The following is a 21974-nucleotide window of genomic DNA, read 5'->3' as shown; positions in this document are numbered from 1 at the left end:
TATGATTAAGAAACTCGTCATTTTCCTGTGGATTTTGGCTGCGGTGCTGGTAGCACCGCCGCTGCTGCGTTCGTTTGGGCTAAGTCCAAAGGAAATGGTGAAAGACCTTTTTGCGCCTGCTCCGCGGCCGGACGTGATAGAGCCCGTTAAACCGGCCAGCGTCAAACCGGTTCCGCTGGAGCCGGCGGCGGCCCCCCAAGAAGACGAACGCGGCCGCGCGCGGGAACTGCGGCCGGAAATTTCCCTCCCGCCCATGCCGGAGCCGCGTACGCCAAACGCGCCTTCCAACCAAGCCGATCAGAAACAATTTGACGAAATGATTTCGGGTCTGGAAAAAATCGTGACCATCGCGCCCGAAGACAGCATAGAAGATTTGCCGGCGCAAGTCTTCCGCCCCGCCGATTCCGCCCAAAAAGTGCGCTGGATGCCGCCGCCGCCCGGTTTTTTGACGGCGGATACGTTCAACTATCTGATTTACCGCGAAAAAAACCCGGTTACGCCCACCATTAAAACCGTGCTGGACAATATACACGGCAATTTGATGCTGGATTTAACCCCGTTTACGATCATCATTAAACCCAACAAAATTTTGGTCATGCTGTTTGGCCAGAAGAACAGCTATATGGCTTTTACCAAACGCCCGGCGTGGTCGGGGGCGTCGTCCGATTTGCGGGCGGACACGATGTATGTGATTGAGGGGGACAGTTTTTACCCGCTGTCCGTGCACGAATTGACGCACTTGTATTTTGACGGATATTTCCTGCCTACGATCTCGCCGCTGTGGCTGTCGGAAGGGATGGCGGTATATATGCAAATTAACACCACCAAACAAAAACCCAGCTGGGTAGACCGCAGCCTGCGCCGCATTTTAAAAGGAGAAATTATTCCGTTTGAGGAAATGACCGTGTTGGAAACGCTGGACGCTTACAGCACCTCTCAGGCCGAGCTCTGGTACACGCAAGCCTACAGCGTAGTTTCCTATCTGCTTAAAACCCGCAGCCGGGATGAATTTTACCGTTTCTGCAACGAACTGAAGGCCAAGACGCCCTTGCACCAGGCGCTCTACCGCGCTTATGGCATGCCGTTTAACCGCATCAGCGTGCTGGAAAACGTCTGGCGGCACGATTTGCAAAAAGCGTACGAGGAAGGAAAAATTTTGCAGTCGGACGCGAAAAAAGCCTCCGCGCCCGCCCAACGCCCGGCCGCAGCGCAAGCAGCCGGCAAGCCGGTTTCCAACCCGGCGCCCGCACGGCCGGCCGTCCAGAAATCCAGCCAACCGGCCCCGCAGAAAACCAAAATTAATAAACTGCAAATGGTGCCCACCAACTCCTATAAGGGAGGTTTTAACTGATGAGCGAAAACTGGGTTCACATTCCCATTATGGCGCCGCTGATTGCGGATTTTTTGTTAACCAACCCCCAAGGCGTGTATGTAGACGGCACGCTGGGGCTGGGGGGGCATACTAAATTTTTCTTAAGCCGCTTGGGGCCGCAGGCCCGCATTTTGGGCTTTGATAAGGACGAAGAAGCCCTGCAAATGGCGCGCCAGCGCGTAAACGACCCCCGCTTGATTGCTTTTCACGCCAGCTATACCCAAGCCCCGCAGGAACTGCACAAACTGGGCCTTGCGGGGGCGGACGGCGCCTTGTTTGATTTGGGCCTCAGTTCCTACCAGCTGGACAATCCCCAACGGGGCTTTAGCATTGTGCACGACGGGCCGCTTGATATGCGTTTTGACCGCCAAAACCCGCTGAGTGCGCAGGTAATCGTCAACACCTGGCCGATGGATGAGCTGGAACGGATTTTAAAAGAATACGGCGAAGAGCGCAACGCCACGGCCATTGCGCTGGCCATTATGAAGGCCCGCCGCCAGCAGCCCCTGCAAACTACCGCTCAGCTGGCCAAACTGGTGGAAGAAGTCTACGGCGGCAAACGCGGCAAAACACACCCCGCCACCCAAACCTTCCAAGCCCTGCGCATTGCCTGCAACCGGGAATTGGAAACGGTGGAAAGCGCCTTGGGCGCGCTGGGGGATATTGTAAAACCCGGCGGACGGGCGGCCATTCTTACATTCCACTCGCTGGAAGACCGGTTGGTCAAAACCCGTTTTAAAGAATTGGCCCGCAGCGGGGAGTGGCTGCTTGTCAACAAACACGCCATTTCCGCGCCGTACGAAGAGGTACGCCAAAACCGGCGGGCCCGAAGCGCCAAACTGCGGGTAATTGAAAGGATTAAATTATGAAAATTTTCGGCATGGTATTTGTGTTGGCGTTATTTCTCTTTGGCGTGGCGGTGATGCGCATTGAAATCAACCGCTCGGGCCGCACGATCAGCCAACTGCAAAATGAAGTGGAAATTAAAGAAGCGCGCAACCAATACTTGCAGCTGGAAATTTCCCGCATGTCCGGGCCGGGCAGCATTACGCGCCTGGCGGAAGAAAAACTGGGCATGGTGCCGGCCAAACCGCATGAAATTGTAGTACTGGAAGAAAAATAAATATGTTTAAAAGAAAGTCTGGTTCTCCCTTTGTGTTCAACGTCAAAAACCGCATGCGCGTGGCGGGCCTGGTCATTTTGCTGGCGCCGCTGTGCATTTTTGTGCGGCTGTTTTATATGCAGACTTTTTTGTATGAAGAATTTTCTTCCAAGGCCGAGCGCGCCATTTACAACTATTTGGCGGAAGACCGCCTGCGCGGCAAAATTCTGGACGTAAACGGCCGCGAACTGGCCGAGTCCGTCCGCACCCATTCCTGCGGGGTAAACAAACGCTACGTGCAGGATAAAAACAAAACGGTGGCGTTTTTGGCCGAAACGCTGGAAATGCCCAAACGGCGCATTTTGGAAAAATGGAACCGCGCGTCTAATTTCTTCTTTGTGGCCAAGAAAATTAAACCGGATAAATACATCAAAATTTCCCAAATTTTGCGCACCCGGCTGGGGCAAGGGCTGGAGTTGACCCCCGAATACGAACGCATCCACCCGTACGGAAGCAGCGCCATTGATTTAATCGGGGCGTCCAATTCCAAAAATTTCGGTCTGTCGGGCATTGAGCAAATGTACAACCGCGAGCTGAGCCAAGACATCAGCAAAAAACGCGCCAAACGCGCCCGCCGCGGCGAAATTATTTACGACCGCAAATTAAAAGAAGAACTTTCCGTAGCCAATGTTTATTTAACCATTGACGCCGTGGCCCAGTTCTACGCCGAAAGCGCCCTTAAAAAAGAAGTGGAAGCCATCGGCGCCAAGCATGGCATTGCCATTGTGCAAGAGCCCAAAACGGGCAAAATTCTGGCGGCGGCCTCCTACCCGGCCAAAGACGGGCAGTCGCTGGCGTTCCAGTTTACGTACGAGCCGGGCTCCACCTTTAAAAGCATTGCCATTTCCTCGGCGCTGGACGCGGGCGTCGTGCACATTACCGACCAGATTGATATGTCCGACCGCAAGTGGGAAGTGGCCCGCGGCGTGGTGATAAGAGACAACCAGCATAAAAAAGACTTCCTGACCATTCCGGAAATTTTGCAGCTTTCCTCCAACATCGGCGCGGGGAAAATTGCACTGGAACTGGGCGCCAAAAATTTATTTTATTATCTCAAGGCCTTTGGCTTTGGCACCAAGACGGACATCAACTTTAACGGCGAATCCAAAGGCAATGTGCCCCCGTACAGCCGCTGGACGGTGGTGGACACCGCCAGCAAAGGCTACGGCTACGGCGTGGCGGTAACGCCTATCCAGCTGATTAACGCCTATTCGGCCATTGCCAACGGCGGTATTTTGATGCAGCCGCACATCATTGACCGCATTGAATACGCGGGCGGAAAAGTGGACGTGAAATCAAAGCCCGTTAAAATCCGCCGCGTGCTAAAAGAAGAAACCACCGAAGTAATGAAAAAAGCCCTGCAAAGCGTGGTGGAAGTGGGTTCCGGCAAGCGGGCGCAAATTAAAGGCTACAATGTGGCGGGGAAAACCGGAACCGCCGAAAAACTGAGCAAAGAAGGCGGCTATGCCAAGCGGCAGCATATTGTGTCGTTCTGCGGGTTTGCCCCCGTGTCCGACCCGCAGTTTACGGTGCTGGTGGTGCTGGATAACCCGGAAAAGTATTCTTTCGGCAGCAGCACGGCGGCGCCCGTATTTAAAGAAATTATGGAACGGATGCTGGCCATGAAAGGCGTGGCGCCGGATCAAACCGATTTTTGATGTTTCCCGTAAGGGCGTATGCATTTGATTTTTGTAAGGAGTATGTATGAAGCTTAATTTAACCGTCAGTAAAATTGCCCAAATTACCCATGCGGAGCTGGTGTCTTCCCATCCCCAGGCCGTTGTTACGTCGTTTGTAACGGATTCCCGCGTCATCCGCCCCGGCGATGCGTTCCTCGCGCTGAAAGGCAAAAATCACGACGCCCGCCAATTTATTCCCCAAGTCTTGCAAAAAGGGGCCAGCGTAGTACTGGCCGAAAAAGGGTTTGCCCTTCCCGCCGGTTCAGACGTCTCTTTTATACTGGTGGACGATTCGTTAAAAGCCCTGCAGGCACTAGCCAAATACCACCGCTTAAACAGCACCCTCAAAGTGGCCGCCATTACCGGATCTAACGGCAAAAGCACCACCAAGCAAATGTTGCGCGCCATTTGCGAAACGGCGGGGGAAACCATTGCCAATATGGGCAATTTTAACAATCAGTTCGGGGTGCCGTTTTCGCTCTTGGAAATTCAGCCCAAACACCAGTACGGCGTTTTTGAGCTGGGGGCTTCCCATCCCGGCGATATCCGCGAAATTGCTTCGCTGGCGGTGCCGGACGTGGCGGTGATTACCAATGTGTCGGCGGCGCATTTAGAGTTTTTCCACGATTTGGAAACCGTCTACAAAACCAAAACCGAAATTGCCGAATGCCTCAACAGCGGCGGGACGCTAGTGTATAACGCAGACGACCCCCTGCTCGCCCGCTTAAAAACCCAATACAAGGGAAAAAGCCTTTCGTTCGGGTTTCATCCGGGGGCGGATTTGCAAATTTTGGAAACGGAAAAATTTTCCTTTACTTACAAAGGCGAAGCCTACGTGCTGGACATTATGCTGCAGCGCCACGATAAGCTAAACGCCGCCGCCGCCGCGGCGGCCGCCATTGCGCTGGGGCTGTATATGGACAACGTCAAAAAAGGCCTCCTTTCCTATACCCCTATGCCCATGCGTATGGAAAGATTGCAAAAAGACGGAGTAGAATTTATTTTGGACTGCTACAACGCCAACCCCGCCAGTATGCAAAACGCGCTGGAAATTTTGGGACGGGAAACCGCCACCCCGCGCATTGCCGTGCTGGGTGATATGAAAGAACTGGGGGAAACTTCCAAAGAATACCACCGCCTGATTGCCCGCCAACTGCAGGACAACGGGGTGGAATATGCGTTTTTGGCCGGGCCGGAAATGAAGTATGCGTATGACAAATTAAAAGACGTCCCCGGCATTCACGCGTTCTACTCGCTCACCCCCAGCGGCTGGACGAAGGAACTTTCCGCCGCGCTTAAAAAAGGCGGCACGTGCCTGGTAAAAGCGTCCCGTGCGATGAATTTTGAAAATATACTTAAGGAGATTTAAACCCGATGTTATACTATCTTTCGTTATTTACAGGCGACATTAGCTTTTTAAATATCTTTAGCTATATTACCTTTCGCACCGGCGCGGCGATTGTTACGTCTTTTTTGCTGACGCTCCTGATCGGGCCAAAAGTGGTGGCCAAACTGCGCTCGTACAAGATTCAGCAGATTGAACGCGAATACGGCCCGGCCTCGCACCTTTCTAAAAGCGGCACGCCTACGATGGGGGGAATCTTGATTTTTCTCAGCTTGGTGGTCAGCGTCCTGTTGTGGGCGCGGTGGGACAGCAATTATATTTGGCTGCTCCTCTTTACCACCGTTACGCTGGGCATTGCGGGCGTAATGGACGATTACACCAAACTGGTAAAAAAGAATCCGGAAGGGATGAAATCTTCCATCAAGCTGGCCATCCAGCTCTTTACGGCCGTAGTGGTGGTGGGCTACCTGGCGCTTAATCCGCCCAACGGCAACTACACCACTTCGCTGATTATTCCGTATATGAGCAAGATGTTTGTGGATTTGTCCGTCTTTTATTTTGCGTTTGCCATGCTGGTGATTGTGGGCTCTTCCAACGCCACAAACCTGACGGACGGACTGGACGGGCTGGCCAGCGGATGCATGGTATTTACGGCGGCCACGTATGCCATTTTTGCCTATTTGGCGGGCAACGTGAATTTTGCCGATTATTTGAAAATTATTTACGTGCCCGGCGCGGGGGAAATTACCGTATTTATGGGGGCGCTGATCGGCGCGTGCTTGGGGTTCTTGTGGTTTAACGCCTATCCGGCGCAAGTGTTTATGGGGGATACGAGCTCGCTGTTTTTGGGCGGTGTTATCGGAACGGCGGCGCTGTGCGTCAAGCAAGAGCTGTTGCTGCCCATTGCCGGCGGAATTTTCGTGTTGGAAACGCTTTCGGTCATGCTGCAGATGGGATACTTTAAACTCACCCACGGCAAACGGCTCTTTAAAATGGCGCCCATACACCATCATTTTGAACTTTTAGGCGTGCCGGAACCGAAAGTCATCGTACGCTTTTGGATTGTGGGGGCTATGCTGATGCTGTTGGCGTTGGCGTCGTTAAAAATCAGGTAAACTATGGTTCGGCTATTTAACAAAGCGCCCAAGCGGCGCAATAACTTCATACGCAAGGCGCCGGCTGAGTACAAAGGCCGGGGGGCGTCCTTCCGCCCAAGCGGCACCAAGCCGGCTCCCGCGCGCGGCGGTTGGCAGCCCTTGCAGCTGGATAAGCGCATTGCGTTTATCACGTTTGCGTTTGTATTGTTCGGGCTGATTTTTACGTATTCTTCCAGCGCGTTTGATTCTACCGCTTATTTTAAACGCCAAATTTTGTTTGACACGCTGGGCATTGCGGCGGCGTTGTTCTTGTCCCAGACGTATGACAAACTGCAAAAACTGAAAATTTTTTCGCCCATGAATCTGATGTACGTTACCTGGGTATTGCTGATTGTGGTATTATTTACCCGCGCCCAGGCCAATGTGCACCGCTGGATTGATTTTGGATTTTTCAAATTACAGCCGTCCGAAATTGCCAAGGTAACGCTGGTCATCTATATAGCGGATTATTTAAACGGCGTATCGGGCAAACTAACCAAAAACTGGAGACTGCTTATTAAACCCATGGCGGTAGCCGGCATTACGCTGGGGCTTATTTTAGCCGAGAAAGACATCGGCACGCCTACTTTAATGGGGGCGGTGTTTGTGTTTATGCTCCTGGTGGCCGGGGCCCGGCTGAAGCACTTGGCGGTGCCGGCCGTGGTGCTTGCGCCGCTTGCTATACAGCAGTTATTTTTTGTCAGTTACCGAAGGGAACGCATTTTTTCCTTTCTGGATCCTTTCGCCACCGCCGGCAGCAGCGGCTATCAGCTGGTGCAGTCGTTCTTGGCGGTGGGTTCCGGCGGCTGGTTTGGAAAAGGCCTGGGCAACAGCGAGCTGAAACTGGAATACCTGCCCGCCGCCCATACGGACTTTATCTTTTCCATCATGTGCGAAGAACTGGGACTGGTGCGCGTGGTGGTGATTTTGGTGTTTTTCTGCTGGCTGCTCATCCGCGGCATCAGTTTGGCGCGCGTGGCCAAGACGCAGTTTAACGGTCTGGTGATCTTCGGGCTGACGATTACTATTTGTATGCAGGCCTTTTTTAATATGGCCATGGCCATCGGCTTGCTGCCCACCAAAGGGATTGCACTGCCGTTTTTCTCGTATGGCGGATCTTCCGTCATCATGACGCTGGTGATGATGGGTATTATTTTAAACTTAGCCGCAGTGGACAACACCCAAAACAACCTGCGCGAAGATATTACCAATTACAAAAACAGGAATAAATAAACTATGAACAGACGATTCTTAATTGCCTCCGGCGGAACGGGGGGACATTTTTATCCGGGGTTGGCCTTGGGCAAAGAGCTCAGGCGCCAAGGGCTGGCGGTGCTTTTTATCGTACGCAAGAACGATCCCGCCGCCCAAATTTTGGAAACGCACAAACTGCGCTACCGGGAAATTGATTTTACCGGCCTGCCCCGCTCCGTAAACCCGCTGCGGCACATCCGCTTTGTATACAAATTTTTTAAGTCTTTGCTGGAAACCCGCCGCATCATCAAAGATTTCCGCCCGGACGCCGCCATTGGAACGGGGGGATACATTTCGTTCCCGCTGATTTTTACGGCGCATTTTATGGGAATTAAAACCGCCGTACACGATTCCAACGCCCGGCTGGGATTAGCCAATAAAGTATGCGGCAAATTTGCCGATTTGTTTATGCTGGGGCTTCCCGTCAAAAAGAAAATCAAAAATGCCGTGCTTACCAGCACGCCTATTCGCCGGGAATTTGCCGAAAAGCCCGACCGCAACGCCGTTTTGGAAGGCTTGGGGCTGGATCCTCAAAAGCGGACGGCGCTTATTTTTGGCGGCAGCCAAGGCGCCAAAGGGCTAAACGCCGCCTGCGCGCAAATTATCCGCAAATTGGCACCCAAACTGGCTTCTTGGCAGTTTATTCATATTACCGGGGAACGCTGGTTTGGCGTGATACGGCAGGAATATACCGGGTTTTCCAATGTGTCCGTGATGCCGTATTCGCACGAAATTTATGCCCTTATGCATGTGGCGGATTTGGCCGTATGCCGAAGCGGCGCCAGCACGCTGGCGGAGCTGATGTATTGCCACCTGCCGGCTATTTTGGTGCCCTTTCCACATGCCGCGGCGAACCATCAGTTTTATAACGCCAAAATTTTGGCCAATGCCCGCTGTGCCCGCTTGGTGCCGGAAGATAAAAACCTGGCCCCGCATTTGGCACAGGTGTTTGAGCGGCTTACCGGGAAAAACCGCGACCTCTATTATATGCGTTCGGCCTATTCCCGCCTGCGCATTCCCAATCCGATGACGGCCGCCAAGGAAATTGTAAGACGTCTTAAAAATCTCTAGTCCATTAAAAAAGCCCGGTCAGCTGACCGGGCTTTTATTTTGCGAAATACTTACATACCCAAGAAGAATTTGCACATTTGTTCGCCTATTTCCGGGTCTTCTCTGCCAACGGAACAACCTTTCAGCGTGCCCCCTTGTCCTAAGTCCGGCAATTGCCATACATAATAGATATAGGAATTTTTGGCGTTGGCCAAATTATCCGAGCGGTACGCCACCGTTCTGCCCAAGCTGGCGGTTCCCAATTCATATCTAAATAAGTCAGTCGTATAGACCTTTCCCGAGTTGTCCCACGTACCGCCTCTTAAATCCACGTCGGCAATTTTGTTTTTATGATCAATAATGCCTTCGTTCGGATTTGCCTGAAAATAGCGCTGGCTGGCATCCGTGATTGCTTTTAAATTAATTAAAGCCTCCGACATGCGGGATTTTTCCACCGCCGATTCATACTGCGGCAGCGCAATGGCCGACAGAATACCGATAATCAATACGACTACCAGTATTTCAATTAACGTAAAGCCCTGTTTGTTCATATACACTCCTTTCTGTAAGTTGCTACCCAAATAGTATACAATTTTTCTTTCCCGGCTCAAGATAAAAATAAAATGCTTGAAAAAATTAAAAACAATTATTATAATAATATATGAACATATGTTCATATGTAATAATAAAAAGGATATTTGCTATGAATAAGAAAACAAAACTTTCGACTGCGCACGTGTGCAAGCCTTCGCTCGAGCTGCCGGAAGAAACCTTGTATGATTTGGCGGATCTTTTTAAAGTGTTTGGAGACAGCACCCGCCTGCGCATTTTGTGCGCGCTTTTTGACTGCGAGCAATGCGTGCAGCACATTGCCGATGAGCTGGGGATGACGCATTCGGCCATTTCCCACCAACTGCGCTTTTTAAAACAAAACAAATTGGTCAAAAACCGCCGCCAGGGCAAGACAATTTTTTATTCGCTGGCGGATGAACACGTAAAACGGATTTTCAACCAAGGGTTGGAACACGTGCGGGAGGAATTATGAGTCAGGATTGCAAACAAACCCCATGCCACGACTGCAGCGCCTGCGCCGCGGCACACGGCCAGGAAACGCACCCGGAAGAAAACGGATGGAAAAAATTGGCTTTGGCGGCAGTATTATTTGCGGCCGCGCTGTTATTGCCAGCCGAAGGGTGGGTAAAACTGCCGCTCTATATTCTTTCCTACCTGATCAGCGGGGGGGAAGTGCTGGTTAAATCGCTTCAAAATATCCGCCAGGGAAAATTTTTTGACGAAAACTTTTTAATGACTATTGCCACCTTTGGCGCGTTTGCAATTGGGGAATACCCTGAAGCGGCGGCTGTGATGCTGTTTTACCAAATTGGGGAAATGCTGCAGGAAGCTGCCGCCGGAAAATCGCGCAGCAGTATTGTCAAATTAATGGACTTGCGGCCGGACTTTGCACGCGTTATTCGCAACGGAAAAGAAGAAAAAGTCTCCCCGCAGGACGTGCAAATTGGCGAAACGACACTCGTCCTTCCGGGGGAGCGGGTGGCTTTGGACGGAGTCATTCTGTCGGGCTCCGGGCATATTGATACGTCGGCCCTTACCGGCGAATCGCGCCCGGTCGGCGCAAAAGCCGGGCAAGAAGTGCTGGCCGGCTGTATTAGCGTGGACGGCACGCTGCACATCCGTACGCAAAAGACGTATGCCCATTCGGCGGTAGCCAAAATTTTGGAACTGGCCGAACATGCCGCCAGCAAAAAATCTTCTGCCGAAAAATTTATCACCCGTTTTGCCCGCATCTATACGCCCGCCGTGGTGGCGGTGGCAGTATTGGTGGCGGTGATTCCGCCGCTGGTTTGGGCGGACGCGTCGTTTAAAACGTGGTTTTACCGGGCGCTTATCTTTTTAGTCATTTCGTGCCCGTGTGCGCTGGTGTTATCGGTTCCGCTGGGTTTTTTTGGCGGAATTGGGGGGGCTGCCAAAAACGGCATTTTAATTAAAGGCGGCTCTTATCTGGAACGTTTGGCGCACATCTATACGCTGGCATTGGATAAAACAGGAACCTTAACACAAGGCGTGTTTGAAGTAACGGCGGTGGTACCGGCGGACGGAGTTCAAGCGCAAGAAGTGCTGGAGCTGGCGGCCCGGGCAGAAGGCCATTCCAACCACCCGGTGGCCAAAGCCATTTTGCATGCGGCCAAAGCCCAAAAACGCCCCTTAACAGAAGGGGAAAGCGTGCTGGAACGTGCCGGAGAAGGAATTGAGTATAAGCAGGGACAAGACGTTATTTTGGCCGGGAACGCCCGCTTATTGGAACGGTTTGGCGTGGAAGGAATGCAAGCCGGGAGCGGCACGTGTGTATATGTAGCGCAGAACGGCGTTTACAAAGGCCGTTTGGAACTGGGGGATATGCCTAAACCCGGGGCCAAGGAAGCCGTAAAACAATTAAAAAAGCTGGTTAAAGAGCTTGTTATTTTAAGTGGGGATCAACCCTCCGCCGTTGAAAAAACCGCCCAGGAATTGGGCATTACAAAAGCTTACGGCGGGCTTTTGCCGGCCGGCAAGGTGGAGAAGGTGGAAGAACTTATTGCCAATGCCCCCAAAGGCGCCGTAACGGCTTTTGCGGGAGACGGCATCAACGACGCGCCGGTGCTGGCCCGGGCCGACTTGGCCCTGGCGATGGGAGCATTGGGCTCGGACGCCGCCATCGAAGCCGCCGACGTAGTGCTGATGACAGACGAAATCCAAAAAATTGCCGCCGGGATACGGATTTCCCGCAAAACCCTGCGCATTATCAAGCAAAACGTGGTATTTGCGCTGGCGGTAAAAGCAGGCGTATTGGCCTTGGGCGTAATGGGAATGGCCAATATGTGGGCCGCGGTATTTGCGGATGTGGGCGTATCGCTTTTGGCGGTGGCCAACTCGCTAAGGCCGTTATACTTTAAAGAATAGCCCATAAAAAAATCCCGCCGGAAACGGCGGGATTTTAAATGGTACTCAGCGGCTTCGTATGCGGCGGATGTTTTGGCGGTGCTCGTCAAACGTTTTGGAAAATACATGCCTTCCGCCGCGGTCGGCCACGAAATAGAGCGCGTCAAAATTTTTCTCCGGGTTCAGCACGCCCAACACCGATTCCCGGCTGGGGTTGCAAATCGGCCCCGGCGGCAGGCCGGCGTTGCGGTAGGTGTTGTAGGGAGAATTAATGCGCAGGTCTTTGTAGGTAAGGCCTTTTTTCCAGTAGCGGTTTTCCTTTAAATTAAATCCCAGCGCATATTGAACGGTCGGATCGGCCTCCAAACGTTTGCCGATGCGGAAACGGTTCAAATACACCGCCGCAATTTTGGGCCGCTCGTCATGCACGACGGCTTCCCGCTCCACAATGGAAGCGACGGTAAGCACTTGTCTTTCGGTCAAATTCGTCGGATATTTGCGAAACAGCGGCGCGATATTTTTGCGGTACTGCGCCAGCATTTCATCCACCACTTTTTGCGCAGGCGTATTTTCGGCAAACAAATACGTGGAGGGGAAAAGATATCCTTCCAGGTTTTTCTCGCGCACAATATCCAAAAATGCGCGGGCGTCCGTAATTCCTTTTTCCGCCAGCAGTTCGGAAATTTCTTCGCTCCGCCAGCCCTCTAAAAAGGTAACTTTTTCGTAATGCGTGCACTTGCCGCTTTTGATGCAGTTAATCACTTCAAAGGCGGACGTATTTTTGCGCAAATCAAACCGGCCGGCTTTTAAATCGCGTGCGGAAGACGTCAGCCGCAGCAAAGCCTTAAACAACAGCTCACTGCGGATAATTCCCTTTTCCTTTAGCATATGCGCCACTTCGCTGCCGCTTTGGCCCGGCTCAATCTTCACCACTACCAGCGGCCCCTTGCTAAAAAAGCAAGCCTTTACCGCCCAGCAGCCTCCGGCCAGCAAACACACGCAAACGCAAAGCAAAAGGATAAATTTTTTCATTCCGTTTTTATTTTACCAGTTTAAAAAAGTGGCGCTTGCCCACCTGCAGCACATCGCCCGGTTCAAAGGACAAAGGCCCGTCCGCACTTACTTTTTCGCCTTTTAACCGCACAGCGCCCTGTTCAATCAGCCCGCGGGCTTTATTTTTGCTTTGTGCCGCACCCGCCGCGAAAATGACCGCCGAGAGCATCGCCCCGGCTTCGGGCTTAAATTCCGGCATATCGGTGGGGAGTTCTTTTTTGGAAAATACTTTTTCAAAATTTTCCAACGCCGCCCGCGCCGCTTCTTCCCCGTGAAAACGCGTTACCAACAGGCCGGCCAGTTTCTTCTTGGCGGCCATGGGGTGCATGGCTTTTATGTCCTGCATATTTTCCGAGGTCAACAGTTCGTAGTACATCGGCATCAGTTCATCCGGAATAGACATCAGCTTGCCAAACATATCGCCCGGCTCGTCGTTTAATCCCACATAGTTGCCGTAGGACTTGGACATCTTTTTCACGCCGTCCAATCCCACCAACAGCGGCACCGTAATGGCTACCTGCGGTTCCTGCCCGTGGTTTTTCTGCAGCTGGCGGCCTACCAACAAATTGAAAATTTGGTCTGTTCCGCCCAATTCCACATCCGCTTCCAGCGCCACGGAATCCTGCCCCTGAAACAAGCTGTAGAGCACTTCCAGCATGCTGATCGGGTTTCCGGCCGCCATCCGTTTTTTAAAATCATCTCGTTCCAACACCTGCGCCACCGTTACTTTCTGCAGGGTTTGCATCAATTCCTTGCCGGAGACAAACGGCTCCAGCCATTCGCTGTTAAAACGGATTTCCGTTTTGGACGGATCCAACACTTTAAATGCCTGCTCCGTATAGGTTTTAGCGTTCTCCAAAATTTTCTCGCGCGGAAGAACCGGGCGGGTGGAATCGCGGCCGGAAGGGTCGCCCACGGCGGCGGTAAAATCGCCAATGACCAGCACGGCTTTATGCCCCAAATCCTGAAAGCGGCGCAGCAGGGAAAGCGCCACACTGTGCCCCAGGTGCAGGTCGGCGCTGGTCGGGTCGCAGCCGAGTTTTACCTTAAGCGTTTTTCCGCTTTCCAGTTTTTTGGCCAAGTCGGCTTTGGTTACCACGTCCACGCAGCCGCGCGTTAAAAAATTAATTTGTTCTTCCACAGTCATGTTGTTTTCTCCATCGAAACGGGTTATCTTTTATATTTTACCATATACCACGCCAAACCGCCCGCCGGTTCTTCGGCGGGCGGCGGCTCAAATTTTGTTTGTTAGTACCGGATCGGCGGGCCAAAGCGGTTATATCCCTGTATGCCGGGCCACAGGCACAGCACCAAAACCAAAATGGGAAACAAACACACCAGCAACACCCACCAGCCGGAAAAATCCATATCATGCAGCCGGCGCACCGTGGCGCTTAGCCACGATAAAAAAGAAACCAGCAAAATGCCGCTTCCCAAAAACAAGAATAACAGCGCCACCGGATTTAGGGATTGCCCCTTTCCACCCATGGTAAAAAACAGCACGCCCAATCCATACAGTACGCTTAAAATGCACAAGCGGATAAAATAGCCTAATCGGCCCATTCTTCCTATCATAAGAACCCCCTTTTGTATATACAGTATAGCAAACCTGCCGTCTCTGGTGTGCGGAAAAAAAGGTTAGCGGGCGGGAACGGATTGAATTTGCCGGGCGGGGAAGGATTTTTGCGCGGACGCAAGCTGCCAACGCGAAAGCGCCACTTGCCCGACGGACAGCAATATGCAGGCCACTACCGCGGCCGCAAAAACGCCCCGTTTGGAAAATACCCCGGGCATAAAAGCCGGTGCAGCCGCGGCGAAACGGTTGGAGGAAGACGGTTTTTTAAGACATAAAAACAGCATCGCCGCTACGCCCAATACCGTAGCCACCCACCAGATTTCCGAAAATACGACTCCGACGCACACCACCGCCACGTAATACCCCACATACCACAGGCCGGACAAATTCATATCATGCATCCGCCGGAAGGAAACCGCCAGCCCTACCCAAAACACCGCCCACAATAACACGGCCGATACAAAGCCAAACGCCAAGGCCAAAATAAATTGAATCCACGAAAGGCCCTCCGAGGCAAAGCGCCCCTGCAGCGCATAAAAAAGAAGCGAAATGCCTTGCGTGCACAAAGAAACAAAGGCATATTCCTGCCGGCTCGCGCGGGGGGAAAAACGAAACAAATCCGTCCAATTCATCTTTTCTCCTTAATAAAAATCATAGGGATCGGCTGACAGTTTGACCGACGCTTTTTTGACCGGGACAAAACTGTCCAGCGCGGCCACCAGCTCCAGCCAGCGGGCTTCGTCCGTCTTAAAAAGCAAATACTGTTTTTTAAGAACGTCCGTCTTTTTGGCGCACCACACCGGCCCCAACGTCTGGCAAACCAGCGGCGCCGCCAAGCGTTTGATGCGCGCCGTTTCGGCTGCCAGCACATCGGCGTCTTTGGCTTTAATCAGCATTTTGGCCAAGTGTACGTAAGGCGGATAGGCAAAACTTTCCCGCAGGGCAAGCTCGCTTTGGGCAGCGGCGTTGTAATCGCCTGCAAAAAGGTGCTCATAGTCATACGCTTCTTTATCGGCCGCCTGGATAATAAGCCGCCCGTCGGAAACGCCCGACAAATGCCCGCGCAGGGCAAAAAGCATCTGTCCGTATTTTTCCGAAGCGCGGAAATCCGGCCCGTCCAGTTCCAACTCGGCGTCCAGCACCGCCGCCAACGTAATTTTGGCGCCCCGCAACGCGCCCGACGCAAGCCGCGTGCCCACAATAATGTCCGCCCGCCCGCTTTTAAGGGCGTTTAACGCTTCAAATCCCTGCCCGGCCTTGGTTTTAAGGGTATCGGAGTCCAGGCGGAGCAAATGCGCTTTGGGAAAGAATTTGGCAAGCTCCGTAACCACTTTTTGCGTGCCGCCGCCGCGGGATTTAAAAATCAAGTTATGGCAATGCGGGCACTCCTGCTGCAGCGTTTCGGTATGGCCGCATTTTTTGCAGACCAGGCGGTCGCCGTGCTCGGGCGTATTTTCGCGCGCTAAAATGGCGCCGCATTTTTTGCACTTGGCGTACGCGCCGCAATTTAAACAATAATACGCGTTGGAATAGCCGCGGCGGTTTAAAATTAAAAGGGAGGTTTCTTTTCGCTGTAAATTCTCCGTCAGCTGGGCGAGCAAAAAATCGGACAGAAAGCGGCTTTTTTCGCCTTTTTTATCCGTCAGTTTAATTTGCGGCGTAAACGCATGCCCCGGCACCGCCTGCGTAAACGAAAGCTGCGCCACTTCTTGCCGGTGCACTTTTTGCAAGAGCTCTAAACTGGGCGTAGCCGACACGAACAACAACACCGCCCCGTGCATTTTGGCGCGGAACATCAATAGTTCGCGCAAGTGATAATAGGGTTTGTTTTCTTCTTGTTTATAATTATCGTCCCCTTCATCCAACACGGCCGCCAAACGCAGGTTTTTAAACGGCAGCAGCGCACCGGAGCGCGTGGCAATCACCACACAGGGCAGGCCGTTGGAAACGGCGGAAAAGTATTTTTTCTTTTTGCTTAAAAGCATCCGGCTGTGCCAGCAAAACACATTGTCCGCCCCAAAGCGTTCTTCCGCTTCGCTGATAAACTGCCGCGCCGCCGCGATGTCGGGCACGGTGATAAGCACTTGGCCGTAGCCCGCCAGCACCTCGCCCGCCAGGCGAAGCACCGTTTCGGTCTTGCCCGTATAGGAAGGGCCGTTTAAAAGCACCGGATGAAATTCGTACGCCGCAAACGCGCGCACCGTTTGCAAGGCTGTTTCCTGGCAGGGAGTTAAGCGCATAGAAGGCGTTTTGATGTCTATATGAACGGAAGTGGGGGCGTTATCCAATTTGAAATAGGGCTGAGGGGGAACGAGCGAAAATAAAATCTGCCCGATCGGCCCGCCCCATTGGGCTTTCATAAAACGCATCAGCGGGAATAAATCGGAACCGAAAAGCGGCCGCTTGTCTACCACGGAAGCAATTTCCTTTAGCGTCACACCCTTTGGCGCGGTGCAGATTTCGCTTACGGACGTTACCATGCCGCCCGTCAGCACCCGCCCAAACGGCGCCGTTACGCGCACCCCGGGCATTATTTTATTTTCCAATTCTGCCGGAACGGCGTAATCAAAATCGCGGTCTAACGGAACGTCAAACACTACTTTGCAGTACATAACTTATTTGTGAGGGGCTTTTAGGCCCAGTTTAGCCATGACCATTTGCAAATCAATCCAAGCGTCCTTTTTCCAGCCCGGGTTGCGCAAGAGCGCGGCCGGGTGGAAGGTGGCTATAATCTGGACGGGGCGGGGAAGGGTTACGCTGTCTAGGTGTAAATCGTAGAATTTGCCGCGCAGCGCGCCCAGCGACTTGGCATCCGCAATCAGCGCCTTGGCGGATACTCCGCCCAAGGCCACCACGTATTTCGGGCAGACAATGGCAATTTGCTGTTCAATATATTTGCGGCAGCAGGCAATTTCGCCCGCGTTTGGGGCGCGGTCGTTGCCGTGTTTTTCGGGGTGGAGCGGATCGGTCATCGGGTGGCATTTGGCAATGTTGGCAATAAACACCTGCTCGCGCGAAAGGCCCATGGCGGCAATCATTTTGTCCAACAGCTGGCCCGCGCGGCCCACAAACGGGCGGCCTTGGCGGTCTTCGTCGTATCCGGGGCCTTCGCCCACAAACATCAGCTCGGCGTCCACGTTTCCTTCGCCGGGAACGGCGTGAATGCGGGTGCTGCCCAGCGGGCAGCGGGTACAGTTTTTAATCGTTTCGGCCAATTCCGCAAGGGCAGCCGTTTTTTGGGCAGTGTTCATTACATTTCCTGAAGCAGAAACATCGGTAACGGAAACAGGCTCCGGCTGCACGGCTGCGGCGGCCTGCTGGGCCCGCGGAAATTCTACCGTCAGCGTTTCGCCTTCCGGCATGCGGGGCAAGGGCTCTTTCGGCGCGCCGGACGCAACAGCGGCCGCGCGGGAAGGCGCAGCCGCCGAAATAAATTCGTCCTCGTCCTGGGCGGCCAGAAAATTTTTAAACTCTACAGCCAGCCGGCGCAGCGAATCGTTTGCCATAATTACAGTTTCATCGGTTCTTTGGCTTTGCGTTCCGCTTCTTTGCGGGCTTCTTCCTGGGCTTTTAATTCAGCTTCCAAGTTTTCTTTGCTGATGCGAAGCACTTCGTCTTTGGAAACGCGGTTGGATAAGATATCGTCCAACGCCACTTTGATGACTACCGCATTGGGCTGGTTTTTATATTCGTCTTTTTTCTTGAGTTCCTTGGCCCAAATGGACGCCAATACCACTACGTCGTAGCGGTCGCCGTCAAAGTTCATCAATTTGGCATCAAATTCTTTATCGTTTTTTACGGACATATTCTCGCTCCCTCGCTTTGTTACTTCAGGTTTTTAATTTTTAAATCCTGCCGGCTTACACGGCATTGCTCCGCGGCAATAATGCCGGCCATATTGTCTACGGCTTCTTCCAAATCGTCATTAAGCAGGGCGTAATCGTAATGATCCAGCTCCAGCATTTCTTTTTTGGCCGTTTCCAAACGCAGCTCAATATCCTGCGTATTGTCGTTGCGGCCCAAAATGCGCTTTTTAAGCTCTTTTAAGCTGGGCGGCACGATAAACACCATTGCCGCGTCCGGATATTGCGCTTTTACGGTGCGGGCGCCTTGCACGTCAATCACCAAAATCGGGCAAATGCCTTTTTTCATCAGGCTGTCCACCGATTTTTTGGGAATACCGTAGTAGTGCGTATGCACCTGCGCCCATTCCAGCATTTGACCTTTTTTAATGGCCTGTTCAAACTGCTTAATGCTCCAAAATAAATAATCCACGCCGTCTTTTTCCCCGGTGCGGGGGGCGCGGGTGGTGGCGGTAATCACGCGGGAAACGGTTTTGTTGCGCTTGAGCACCGCGTCCACGATCGTCGTCTTGCCGGCGCCGGACGGAGAGGATACAATTATGGGAAAAGCTTTCATTGTTATATTTTAGTAAATAATCCCGAAGTCGTAAAGAGAAAAGGGCTTAAAAATCTGTTTTTTCTGTTTGCGCGCCTTGGGCAAAAAACCGCCTGTCTTTGAAAGACAGGCGGAAAAGGAGATACTGCGAGAATTAAGATAAAAACGGCGCTTGGGAACCTTGGGAAGAAACGGCGATAAATTCCATACTCATAATTAAAAAGTTGTCGGCGGATAGTTGCATAAGTTGCCTCCTGTATATACACAGTATGGCTCTTTGGGAGAATAAAAAAAAGGGCCTTTGGGCCCAAGGGGGAACAGAAAAAAGACCTAGAAAAAAATGAGCCAAACGGCCCATTCTTCTCTAAATGAGCCCATAAAAAAGCCTTCCCCGCTCAAGGGAAGGCTTTTTGTGATAAACCGGTCTTATTATTTTACACAGAACTGCGCCGGATCTACCGCCACTTCGGATTGGGCTTCCGCCAAAGCTTTTGAACAGCCTTTCCAGTTGCGGAAAGATTCCGTCACGTACGAAAACGCATTGGGCATCCGTTTGTTGGCGCCGCGCAAGAATCCAATCAGGCCGCCCTGCCCGGTTAACGAGGCGTTTTCTTTTAACGCTTGGGAAAGCTTTAAATCGCCTTTCATCACGCGGGCAAAAATTACGTCTTCCTGCAGATCCGGGAACAAAATAATGGGATCGGTAATAAAAGGCATATTGGACGACGCCACCGCCGCGCGAACGGCTACCTTATGCTGTTTGGCGTAGGCCATGTTTTTTTGATAAAGTTCATACGCCTTAGAGCAAGACGAAAGCGCTTCCTTGTATTTGCCGCCTTCCAATTTACAGAGTAATATAGATATTACAATAAAATTTTGTCTGTTTACCAGGGGTGTACCTGTTTAGTCGCCGCGCAGTTTTAAGTAAGCCGCAATTTTAAAATGTTTGTATTTTTCCGCCAGTGCACCCGGCGTCATGCCGGCGGCGTCTTTCAGATGCGCATCGGCCCCGTTTTCTATCAGCACGCGTATCACGCCCACCCCGTTTTGGCAGGCCGCCGCAGCATGCAGCGCCGTTCCGCCAAAATTGTCCAAAGAGTCCACTTTCACACCCTGTTTGATAACGAACCGGCACATTTCTTCCAGCCCGCATTCCGCCGCGATATGCAGTACGGTTTGGCCGTCGTCGGTTTCTTCTTCAATAGAATGCCCTTCTTTTAACAGCTGCTGTACGGCTGCCACGTCATTCTGAAATACCGCTTGGTGCAGAGGAAAACGCTTTAGCTCGGTAGTTAAAAATTCAATAATGGGCGGATTTACCCCGGCATACAACGCCTGCCGGCGGGGGAAAAAATACCAAATCCCCGCGGCTATCACCACCACCAGCAAAATACCAAGCCACCCACACATAAGGACACACCTCCCCACAAGCTAGGGTTACTTTACTTAAATAGCAGGCGTACTGTCAACTCTTTTCAGACGGTCAGTCCGTTTGCTGCTGAATCGACCGAACGAAAAACCCCGCTTCATAAGCGGGGTTTTTTAGAAAGCAACACGTGTCTTCTCCGAATGGCCTACATATTTGGGATCCACCGTTTTTAAAAAACTCTTCAAAGCATCTGGGTTTCCCAAATTGCCTTTGCAGCCTCTGTGAAGATAGACGCAACCGCCCCGAATACGGCGTTTTGAATCCCGGTCGCACAAACGGATGGCATCCGTTCCCCGCAAAGGCTTGTGGCATACAGGGCATTCATCGGGTACGGTAGGCGCTGCGGCGGCAGGCTTTTGATTTCCTACTACGGCTTGAGAAAGTTCCTGCTTGGCCTGCTGCTGCAACTGTTTGCGGCGCAAGGAGTATCCCGTCGGCGCCGTGCCGTTTACAATGTTTTTGGTATAATTGGCCAAAAATTCCGTCTTGCCGATTAAGGGGGAAAGCCCCAGGCGCCCTTTTTTGACAAATTGGGCAAAAGCCGCTTTTTCCTCGGGCGTTACCGTAAACGGCAGCGAATAGGCATACGCCAGGTTTTTGTCGCGGCAAAAACTCAGCCACCCTTCCGTGCGCCGCTTGGACATTTTTTCAGGGAAATAATAATCCAGCAAGTTGACTAGACCATCCATATCGTCGCAAGTCAGCTTTTCGGCGGAATTTTCTACAAAAACCGTTTTATAGCGGGACTTGGAAATGGATCTAAAGCCCCCGCGCGCTTCATCCCACACCGCCTGCGTTTCGGAATAGGGGACTCTTTTCGTATATCCGTTGCAGCTGTCATTCATACAGGCGGCGGTTTCCCACAGGGGTTGAATGTCCGCCGTGGTGTAGGTGCGGCTGTTGTAGCTCTTTTTGGCGCTGGACTGATACATATCGCCCAAACCAAAAGTATGCCCGATTTCGTGCAGGACATGCCCTCGGAGTTCCTCCGGAGAATAAACATCCCACTTGTCCAGCGTCATGGCGACCAAATTGTTATGCACGCGCACATAAGCCGCCGCGCCGGGCGCCTGGACGCCAGGCACCACCCGAACGTACAGATCCTGCGCTTTATCGTCTACACAGGGCGACAAATCCGGGTTAATAAATTCAAAAGTAAGTTTTTTCTTGGGCAACAGTGAAAGGACATCCGCAAATTCCGCACTTCGCCCGGAGCTTTGAATGGTGTTGCGCAAAGTATCCATCCACATTTGATAGCTGGATTCAATAATCGGGCGGATTTTCTGATAGGTGTCGGAATTTTCGTTGGCGGTGGACGGGTTGGAACTCGGTCGGCTGTTTTGGTCTAACAGATCCATACACACCCGTATGTGCGCCTGCCGGTTGATAATTTTGGGCAGCAACACGCTGGTGTTTTTATTCTCCTGCACCGATTGCAGAAACACCCACGCATGGGCCGGCATACAGGCACATAAGCAAAAAAGCAACAAAACGAATATTTTTTTCATATTCTGTTCCTTATAAATAATGATAAAACAAAAAACAGCTAAAAATACTGAAAGGATCCTTTCATATTTTTATCT

22 protein-coding genes are annotated in these 21974 nt (G+C 52.2%); 10 read left to right on the top strand and 12 right to left on the bottom strand.

The window, feature by feature from the left end:
• Window position 1: 1 nt before the first annotated feature.
• From B5F75_RS03140 to B5F75_RS03105, 8 genes are read left to right on the top strand one after another with little or no spacing between them, the layout of a single operon-like run.
• Entirely contained in the window at window positions 2-1351 is a 1350-nt protein-coding gene (locus B5F75_RS03140; RefSeq protein ID WP_087287843.1) for a hypothetical protein, read from the top strand.
• Window positions 1351-2241, top strand: coding sequence for a 16S rRNA (cytosine(1402)-N(4))-methyltransferase RsmH (rsmH, locus tag B5F75_RS03135; protein WP_087287840.1), 891 nt, complete (start codon window positions 1351-1353; stop codon window positions 2239-2241). Before B5F75_RS03140 ends, rsmH begins: the two co-directional genes overlap by 1 nt.
• Window positions 2238-2495 carry a septum formation initiator family protein gene (locus tag B5F75_RS03130; RefSeq protein WP_087287838.1) on the top strand — a complete coding sequence of 86 codons (258 nt, stop codon included), beginning with the start codon at window positions 2238-2240 and terminating at the stop codon, window positions 2493-2495. The genes rsmH and B5F75_RS03130 overlap by 4 nt, the downstream gene beginning before the upstream one ends.
• A 2-nt stretch (window positions 2496-2497) precedes the next feature.
• Window positions 2498-4192: a peptidoglycan D,D-transpeptidase FtsI family protein gene (locus tag B5F75_RS03125; RefSeq protein WP_087287835.1), complete on the top strand. Its 1695-nt coding sequence runs from the start codon at window positions 2498-2500 to the stop codon at window positions 4190-4192.
• A gap of 46 nt (window positions 4193-4238) precedes the next feature.
• Window positions 4239-5582 carry a UDP-N-acetylmuramoyl-tripeptide--D-alanyl-D-alanine ligase gene (locus B5F75_RS03120; protein ID WP_087287831.1) on the top strand — a complete coding sequence of 448 codons (1344 nt, stop codon included), beginning with the start codon at window positions 4239-4241 and terminating at the stop codon, window positions 5580-5582.
• A 5-nt stretch (window positions 5583-5587) separates the two neighbouring features.
• Window positions 5588-6673 (top strand): phospho-N-acetylmuramoyl-pentapeptide-transferase, encoded by a 1086-nt coding sequence (gene mraY, locus B5F75_RS03115; protein WP_087287827.1) that lies wholly within the window; start codon window positions 5588-5590, stop codon window positions 6671-6673.
• Between the two features lie 3 nt (window positions 6674-6676).
• The gene (locus B5F75_RS03110) at window positions 6677-7927 is read left to right on the top strand and encodes an FtsW/RodA/SpoVE family cell cycle protein (RefSeq protein ID WP_087287825.1); all 1251 of its coding nucleotides are present in this window, start codon (window positions 6677-6679) and stop codon (window positions 7925-7927) included.
• A gap of 3 nt (window positions 7928-7930) precedes the next feature.
• Window positions 7931-9019 (top strand): UDP-N-acetylglucosamine--N-acetylmuramyl-(pentapeptide) pyrophosphoryl-undecaprenol N-acetylglucosamine transferase, encoded by a 1089-nt coding sequence (locus B5F75_RS03105; protein WP_087287822.1) that lies wholly within the window; start codon window positions 7931-7933, stop codon window positions 9017-9019.
• Window positions 9020-9069: 50 nt separating this feature from the next.
• On the opposite strand, the gene B5F75_RS07530 is transcribed toward B5F75_RS03105, so the two are convergent.
• Window positions 9070-9549 carry a type IV pilin protein gene (locus B5F75_RS07530; protein WP_239406345.1) on the bottom strand — a complete coding sequence of 160 codons (480 nt, stop codon included), beginning with the start codon at window positions 9547-9549 and terminating at the stop codon, window positions 9070-9072.
• Window positions 9550-9701: 152 nt separating this feature from the next.
• Here B5F75_RS07530 and B5F75_RS03095 point away from each other — a divergent pair, with 152 nt between their 5' ends.
• Window positions 9702-10043, top strand: coding sequence for an ArsR/SmtB family transcription factor (locus B5F75_RS03095; protein ID WP_087287818.1), 342 nt, complete (start codon window positions 9702-9704; stop codon window positions 10041-10043).
• Window positions 10040-11956, top strand: a complete 1917-nt coding sequence (locus B5F75_RS03090; RefSeq protein WP_087287816.1) for a heavy metal translocating P-type ATPase — start codon at window positions 10040-10042, stop codon at window positions 11954-11956. Before B5F75_RS03095 ends, B5F75_RS03090 begins: the two co-directional genes overlap by 4 nt.
• A 45-nt stretch (window positions 11957-12001) precedes the next feature.
• Here the strand turns inward: B5F75_RS03090 and mltG are convergent, their stop codons facing one another.
• The 11 genes from mltG to B5F75_RS03035 all read right to left on the bottom strand — a co-directional run bounded on the left by mltG (window position 12002) and on the right by B5F75_RS03035 (window position 21899).
• The gene (gene mltG, locus B5F75_RS03085; protein ID WP_087287813.1) at window positions 12002-12967 is read right to left on the bottom strand and encodes an endolytic transglycosylase MltG; all 966 of its coding nucleotides are present in this window, start codon (window positions 12965-12967) and stop codon (window positions 12002-12004) included.
• Between the two features lie 7 nt (window positions 12968-12974).
• Window positions 12975-14135 (bottom strand): tyrosine--tRNA ligase, encoded by a 1161-nt coding sequence (tyrS, locus tag B5F75_RS03080; RefSeq protein WP_087287810.1) that lies wholly within the window; start codon window positions 14133-14135, stop codon window positions 12975-12977.
• Between the two features lie 101 nt (window positions 14136-14236).
• A complete protein-coding gene (locus tag B5F75_RS03075; RefSeq protein WP_087287807.1) occupies window positions 14237-14563 on the bottom strand; it encodes a DUF805 domain-containing protein in 327 nt (108 codons plus the stop codon).
• Window positions 14564-14626: 63 nt separating this feature from the next.
• Window positions 14627-15196: a DUF805 domain-containing protein gene (locus B5F75_RS03070; RefSeq protein WP_087287804.1), complete on the bottom strand. Its 570-nt coding sequence runs from the start codon at window positions 15194-15196 to the stop codon at window positions 14627-14629.
• Window positions 15197-15205: 9 nt separating this feature from the next.
• Complete coding sequence (priA, locus tag B5F75_RS03065; RefSeq protein ID WP_087287802.1) at window positions 15206-17176, bottom strand: replication restart helicase PriA; 1971 nt, start codon at window positions 17174-17176, stop codon at window positions 15206-15208.
• A 3-nt stretch (window positions 17177-17179) separates the two neighbouring features.
• Entirely contained in the window at window positions 17180-18070 is an 891-nt protein-coding gene (locus B5F75_RS03060) for a uracil-DNA glycosylase (protein WP_087287797.1), read from the bottom strand.
• A gap of 2 nt (window positions 18071-18072) precedes the next feature.
• Window positions 18073-18369 (bottom strand): hypothetical protein, encoded by a 297-nt coding sequence (locus tag B5F75_RS03055; RefSeq protein WP_087287794.1) that lies wholly within the window; start codon window positions 18367-18369, stop codon window positions 18073-18075.
• 20 nt (window positions 18370-18389) lie between these two features.
• Window positions 18390-18983 (bottom strand): guanylate kinase, encoded by a 594-nt coding sequence (gene gmk, locus B5F75_RS03050; protein WP_087287792.1) that lies wholly within the window; start codon window positions 18981-18983, stop codon window positions 18390-18392.
• Window positions 18984-19391: 408 nt separating this feature from the next.
• Window positions 19392-19736 carry a hypothetical protein gene (locus B5F75_RS03045; protein ID WP_143351236.1) on the bottom strand — a complete coding sequence of 115 codons (345 nt, stop codon included), beginning with the start codon at window positions 19734-19736 and terminating at the stop codon, window positions 19392-19394.
• Window positions 19737-19865: 129 nt separating this feature from the next.
• Complete coding sequence (locus B5F75_RS03040; protein WP_087287786.1) at window positions 19866-20372, bottom strand: ankyrin repeat domain-containing protein; 507 nt, start codon at window positions 20370-20372, stop codon at window positions 19866-19868.
• A 132-nt stretch (window positions 20373-20504) separates the two neighbouring features.
• Complete coding sequence (locus B5F75_RS03035; RefSeq protein ID WP_087287783.1) at window positions 20505-21899, bottom strand: hypothetical protein; 1395 nt, start codon at window positions 21897-21899, stop codon at window positions 20505-20507.
• Between the last annotated feature and the right edge of the window lie 75 nt (window positions 21900-21974).

It is taken from the genome of Elusimicrobium sp. An273, assembly GCF_002159705.1.
Classification (GTDB): Bacteria; Elusimicrobiota; Elusimicrobia; order Elusimicrobiales; family Elusimicrobiaceae; genus Avelusimicrobium; species Avelusimicrobium gallicola.
The sequence above is the reverse complement of the archived record's forward strand: the minus strand, read 5'-3'. Positions and strand labels throughout refer to the sequence as shown.